Annotated in this window: 4 protein-coding genes; 2 read left to right on the top strand and 2 right to left on the bottom strand. The window is 61.1% G+C overall.

Annotation, left to right across the window (positions count from 1 at the left end; all coding sequences use genetic code 11):
* The first annotated feature begins 37 nt into the window (after positions 1-37).
* Both AruPA_RS21230 and AruPA_RS21235 read left to right on the top strand, forming a co-directional pair.
* A complete protein-coding gene (locus tag AruPA_RS21230; protein ID WP_265638730.1) occupies positions 38-502 on the top strand; it encodes a hypothetical protein in 465 nt (154 codons plus the stop codon).
* Between the two features lie 67 nt (positions 503-569).
* Positions 570-1,463: an alpha/beta fold hydrolase gene (locus AruPA_RS21235; protein ID WP_265638727.1), complete on the top strand. Its 894-nt coding sequence runs from the start codon at positions 570-572 to the stop codon at positions 1,461-1,463.
* A gap of 181 nt (positions 1,464-1,644) precedes the next feature.
* Here AruPA_RS21235 and AruPA_RS21240 read toward each other — a convergent pair whose 3' ends face one another.
* Entirely contained in the window at positions 1,645-4,290 is a 2,646-nt protein-coding gene (locus tag AruPA_RS21240; protein ID WP_265638728.1) for a PAS domain S-box protein, read from the bottom strand.
* Between the two features lie 241 nt (positions 4,291-4,531).
* Positions 4,532-4,765, bottom strand: coding sequence for a hypothetical protein (locus tag AruPA_RS21245; RefSeq protein ID WP_265638729.1), 234 nt, complete (start codon positions 4,763-4,765; stop codon positions 4,532-4,534).
* Between the last annotated feature and the right edge of the window lie 395 nt (positions 4,766-5,160).

Raw genomic sequence — 5,160 nt, forward strand, 5'->3', positions numbered from 1 at the left:
GCGCGATCAAGCTACGTTGCGGCCCCAAGTGGCCAGGATGGGCCCGATCCGACGCCAGCCGTCCTGCCCTGGGTCGCCACCCAGGGCAGGACATTCCTCGTGGAACACAGGCAATATATCAGGATTCGATATTACAAAGGATGGGTTGTGGCTGCACCGAGCGGCCGAGAATTTTGGCGCACGTCTGATGCCGGTAAGCGGCCAGCCCGTACCGGATATCGCCGGGCGTTATCGCTGCGCCGAACTGGATGCCGAACTCACAGTTGCCGAAGCCGGCGGTGTGTTGTTCGGCGCCGTCTCCGGCTGGCTTGGCCAAGGCCGGATGGAGGCGCTGAACCCGATCGCGACCGATCTCTGGGCGCTGCCCTGCCCCCGCGCACTCGACCACACGCCACCTGGCGACTGGACGCTGCGCATCAGCCGCGGTGATACCGGCCGCCCCACCGCCATCGACCTCGGTTGCTGGCTCGCTCGGGGCCTACGGTATCAGCGGATTACCTGAACCCCTGCGCAGCTTCCGGCAACCGCGCCGAAACAACACCGATCATTTGTTTTGAAAGTGGAGCATAATGCAAACGCCCAGCGCATTCGAACTGACCGACGGCCGTATCATCGATCTATATCTGGGCGGCGATCCGCACGGTCGGGCACTCGTGATGCATCATGGCACACCATCCGACGCGACGAGCTTCGCCGACTGGGACATGGATTGCCGGGCGCGCGGCATCCGGCTGATCTGCATGAGTCGACCTGGCTATGCCGAATCCGGGCGGATGGCAGGGCGCAGCGTGGCGGATATTGCGACTTTGGTCGAGATGCTGCTCGACCAACTGGGGTACCGCAGGTTCCATACCGCCGGATGGTCGGGCGGCGGCCCGCACGCGCTCGCCTGCGCCGCGCTGCTGGCGCCGCGTTGCGAAGGCGTCGCGACGCTTGCGGGGGTCGGCCCCTACGGAGAACCGGGGCTGGATTTTTTTGCCGGCATGGGGCCGGAGAACATTGAAGAATTCGGTGCCGCATTGCAGGGCGAGGCGGCGTTGCGGGCGTGGAAGGCGGCGAACGCCGAAGGGTTTCGTAGCGTGACCGGGCTGGAACTCGCCGCCGCCTTCGGCGGTCTGGTGCCGCAGATCGATCGTGATGAACTGTCCGGTGGCCAGGCCGATACGCTCGCGGCGGTGATACGCCGCGCACTGCGCGGCGGGTTTGACGGCTGGGTCGATGATGATCTGGCCTTCACGCGGCCTTGGGGCTTCGACCTTGCTGCGATCGGGATCCCCGTAACCATCTGGCAGGGCGATCTCGACCTGATGGTGCCGCATGGCCACGCCGCGTGGATTGCTGGTCGGATGCCGGGTGCGGTGCTGCGGATGGTGGAAGGGCATGGCCATATTTCGCTGGTGACACAACATCGCTCCGCAATCCTCGATTGTCTGTTTGCGGGGCCACCATCGGTCGGTTTGTGAACCTCGTGGTCGACGCGATATGTTTACGGGGGTTGATTAGCCGCTTCGTAGATATGCTGAGCCAAGATTTGGCGGCGGTTGGCAATGCAATAACCGAAACCTTGAGCAACGGTGAGACCGAAAATTAGATTAACCGACTGAAGACAGTGAAACGGAACCTGACACCGACCCTTTTAGTAGGCTAGGCTGATTCGGTGAGTTCATAGATCCGACTGGCGAGTGCCTCAATTGCAAAGGGTTTGGTCAGCACCTGCATACCGGGATCCAGGTTACCATCGCCGACCGCAGCCTTTTCTGCGTAACCCGTGATGAACAGCACCTTCAGTCCTGGCCGCACTTCCCGGCCCGCGTCGGCGACTTGACGCCCGTTCATGCCCCCGGGTAGGCCCACATCGGTAATTAGGAGGTCAATGGAAACGTCTGACCGAAGCATCTGCAGTGCACCCGCACTATCGTCTGCCTCGATCGCGACATAGCCGAGGTCCCTCAGTACTTCGGTAACCAGCATGCGCACGGTAGGCTCGTCGTCCACCACCAGCACTGTCTTGCCTTGCTTAATCCGCTGCGTCCTTGCTTGGCTAATCGTGTTCTCAATGCCACCGTCTTCCTCGCAGTGGCGAGGCAAATAGAGCGACATCTTTGTGCCGTGTCCGACCTCGGAGCTGATCCCTATTTGGCCGCCGGACTGGCGCGCAAAGCCGTATACCATCGACAAACCCAGACCTGTTCCCATGCCGATCGGCTTCGTCGTGAAGAATGGGTCGAAGGCGCGTTTTATAACGTCAGGGGCCATACCCGTGCCGGTATCTGCCACGGAGAGCGCAACGTATTGGCCGGGCGGCAGCTCGTGTTCACGCGTGGCCTCGCTATCCAGCACAAGGTTGGCGGTCTCAATGGTCAACCGACCGCCGGCGGGCATGGCGTCGCGTGCGTTGATGCATAGGTTCAACAGCGCGTTCTCAAGCTGGCCCGGGTCGATCAGCGTCATCCATAGCCCGGCGGCCGCCGTCACCTCAATCTCCACCGACGGACCTACCGTACGGCGGATCAGATCCTCCATGCCCCCAACCAGCCGATTCATGTTTGTAGTCTTGGGATCAAGCGTCTGCCGGCGTGAGAAGGCAAGTAGTCGATGGGTCAGCGCGGCGGCCCGCTTTGCTGCACCTTGTGCTGCACCGATGTAGCGGTCAAGCTCATCCAACCGTCCCTGGGTTATGCGGGTCTGCAGCAGTTCCAGGCTGCCGCTGATTCCGGCAAGAAGGTTGTTAAAGTCGTGTGCTAGGCCTCCCGTGAGCTGTCCGACCGCCTCCATCTTCTGACTTTGGCGTAGCTGCTCCTCGGCGAGGGCAAGAGCTTCGGCTTGTTCATGCTCGGCGGTGGTGTGCCGCCCGTTCGCGTAAACCCGCCCGTCCTCGAACGCTCCGGTCCAAGCAAACCAGCGGTAGGTGCCATCCTTGTGGCGTAGCCGGAACTGATAAGGTTTAACAAGGGGTGCTTCGAAAATCCCTTTGAAGACAGCGAATGTGACATCGATCTCGTCAGGATGGGTGAATTCAAGAAACTGGATTCCGATCATCTCTCGGGCGTCCCACCCCAGCAGCGCCGTGAAGGCACGGTTCACGGACGCTATCACTCCATCCCTCTCGACGACGGCGAGCAGATCCTGAGACAGCCGCCAGGTCCGATCACGTTCCGCCGTGCGTTCGGCGACCCGCGCTTCCAGGGTCTGGGTCAGGTCCATCAGTCGAGCCTCGGCGCGCCGCCGATCTTCGATTTCTCGCTGGGCGGTTTGGTAGAGCCGCGCGTTGTCGATGGCAACCGCCGCTTGCGCGGCTATGCCCAACATCAAACGCTCAGTTTGCTCGCCAAATTGGCCCGGCTTCGGATGGCCGAAGAGCAGGCAGCCGAGAACCTCACCCGACCTTGAGATGACTGGGACCGCAAGGTAGCTCCTAACCGGCAAATGACCGTGAGGCATCCCGTAATGAGGGGCGCTTCTGCCGTAGCGAGGGTCGGCAAGGATGTCTTCCGAGCGCAGCACCCTCTCGCCACGAAAGGTCGGCTGGAACAATTCAGTCGCACGCGGCATCGGAAAGCGGTCAAACGAGGATCGGTCCGCCCCGGACAGCGAGTAGAGCATGTAGCTTTCGCCGGCTTCGTTCAGAACGTTGTAGAAGAACGCCCCAAAGTGCGCGCCTGTCAGTTCAACGCCGGCGTCGGTGACACTTTGTACCACGCGTTCGAGATCTAGTTCGGCCGCGATCGTAGCGCCGGTCCGGTTCAGCGTCTCAAGTCTGCGGGTCTCCTCGCGCAGTGCGATAGTCGCTTCATGCTCTGCCGTGCGGTCCCGCAGAATCTTGATAAACCCGATATCTGCATCATTGTTGCCTTGCAGCAGCATCATCTCGCCCGAAGCCCAGAAGCGCACGCCGCTCTTTTTCACATGCCAGCGTTCATCGTTGGCACGCCCTTCCGCCGCAGCGCGTTGCATTTCGAGACGAGAACGACTTTCCGCCTGATCCTCATTTGTGTAAATGCGGTCTATATGCTCGCCGCGCATCTCGTCGGACGACCAGCCAAGTATCTGTTCGGCTCCCGCGTTCCACTCGGTCACGAGCCCATCCCGATTGATGGCGATGATGGCAAAATCAACTGCGCTCTCGCAAATCGCCTGATAATAGCTACGAGCAACACTGCTCATGCCCGCCCTCTCTTTCAAGCGGGCAACCTCTCGCTCTAGCTCCATCTCACGCCGCCGAAGGCGTTCGATTTCCTGGAGCGCCGTGTTGGATGCCTTTGCCCCGCTCGGATACGCCGGGGTGATCATGATGACATCGGAGTGGGTCGCGCGTTCAATGGCCGCCGTCGTGCAACAAGCCCGCGCATCATTTCGCCTCCCGTTCGACTTGAACCCATCGGGTCCACGCGGCGGCAGGGTTCCTGGCGCGCAACGTCGCGCCCGCGGCAACGATTGCCCCCGTTGGTGGCGTACTGGCCCTCGGCGGGCTGGACCATGGGAGGCTTGGCAGAGGTCATTTTGAACAGCCTCCTTTCGTCGCGGCGACGTCTCATGTGGAGACCAGCCCAGCATCTGCGCACTCGAGGGCCAACTGACGGTGAAACTTGGTGAACTTTGCGAAAATGCCGAACACCAAGAGGCCACCCGCGGTCATATTGTTCAGATTCGCGGCCGTGCCGACGATTGCCTTCATATCCACGGTTGCCCCCGTTAGGTCGTGGAATTGGTTGATCAAGTAGCGTAGGTAGCCGCCGAACCGGTCTAGCTTCCGGGTGGCGAGCATATCCCCTTTTCAGAGATCGGGTAACGGGCCGGGCCGCTTCGGTCAAGAATGCCAGAGGGGGTGGCGGTCCCTCAGAATGATGGTGTCAATTGGACGGAGTCAGGAGGGTCCTGCTCCGAGCATCATCGAGAACAGACTATGGAACACGATGGAGGAATTGACGTATCACTGGAAAGCTCAAGCGTCTGCGTGGCTGACGCGACCGGTCGAGTGGTTCGTGAGGCAACGGAGCTATGGCCGAAATTCGGTGATGGCATAGTGAGAAAGGTGGCGTATCGAGGCGGGTGGAAGCCTGCCTGAACCTCTTGAAGGAGCGATACGCCTATGACGAGCGATAGCACTATTCTTCCCTTCCGCAAGCCCGGAGACGTTGAGGATCCGCTGACGGCGATCCT

The organism is Acidiphilium sp. PA (assembly GCF_026191915.1).
Taxonomy (GTDB): domain Bacteria; phylum Pseudomonadota; class Alphaproteobacteria; order Acetobacterales; family Acetobacteraceae; genus Acidiphilium.

Coding starts and splice junctions, on each gene's coding strand:
- AruPA_RS21230 (WP_265638730.1), top strand. CDS start 38: ATGGGCCCGATCCGACGCCAGCCGTCCTGCCCTGGGTCGCCACCCAGG.
- AruPA_RS21235 (WP_265638727.1), top strand. CDS start 570: ATGCAAACGCCCAGCGCATTCGAACTGACCGACGGCCGTATCATCGAT.
- AruPA_RS21240 (WP_265638728.1), bottom strand. CDS start 4,290: ATGATCACCCCGGCGTATCCGAGCGGGGCAAAGGCATCCAACACGGCG.
- AruPA_RS21245 (WP_265638729.1), bottom strand. CDS start 4,765: ATGCTCGCCACCCGGAAGCTAGACCGGTTCGGCGGCTACCTACGCTAC.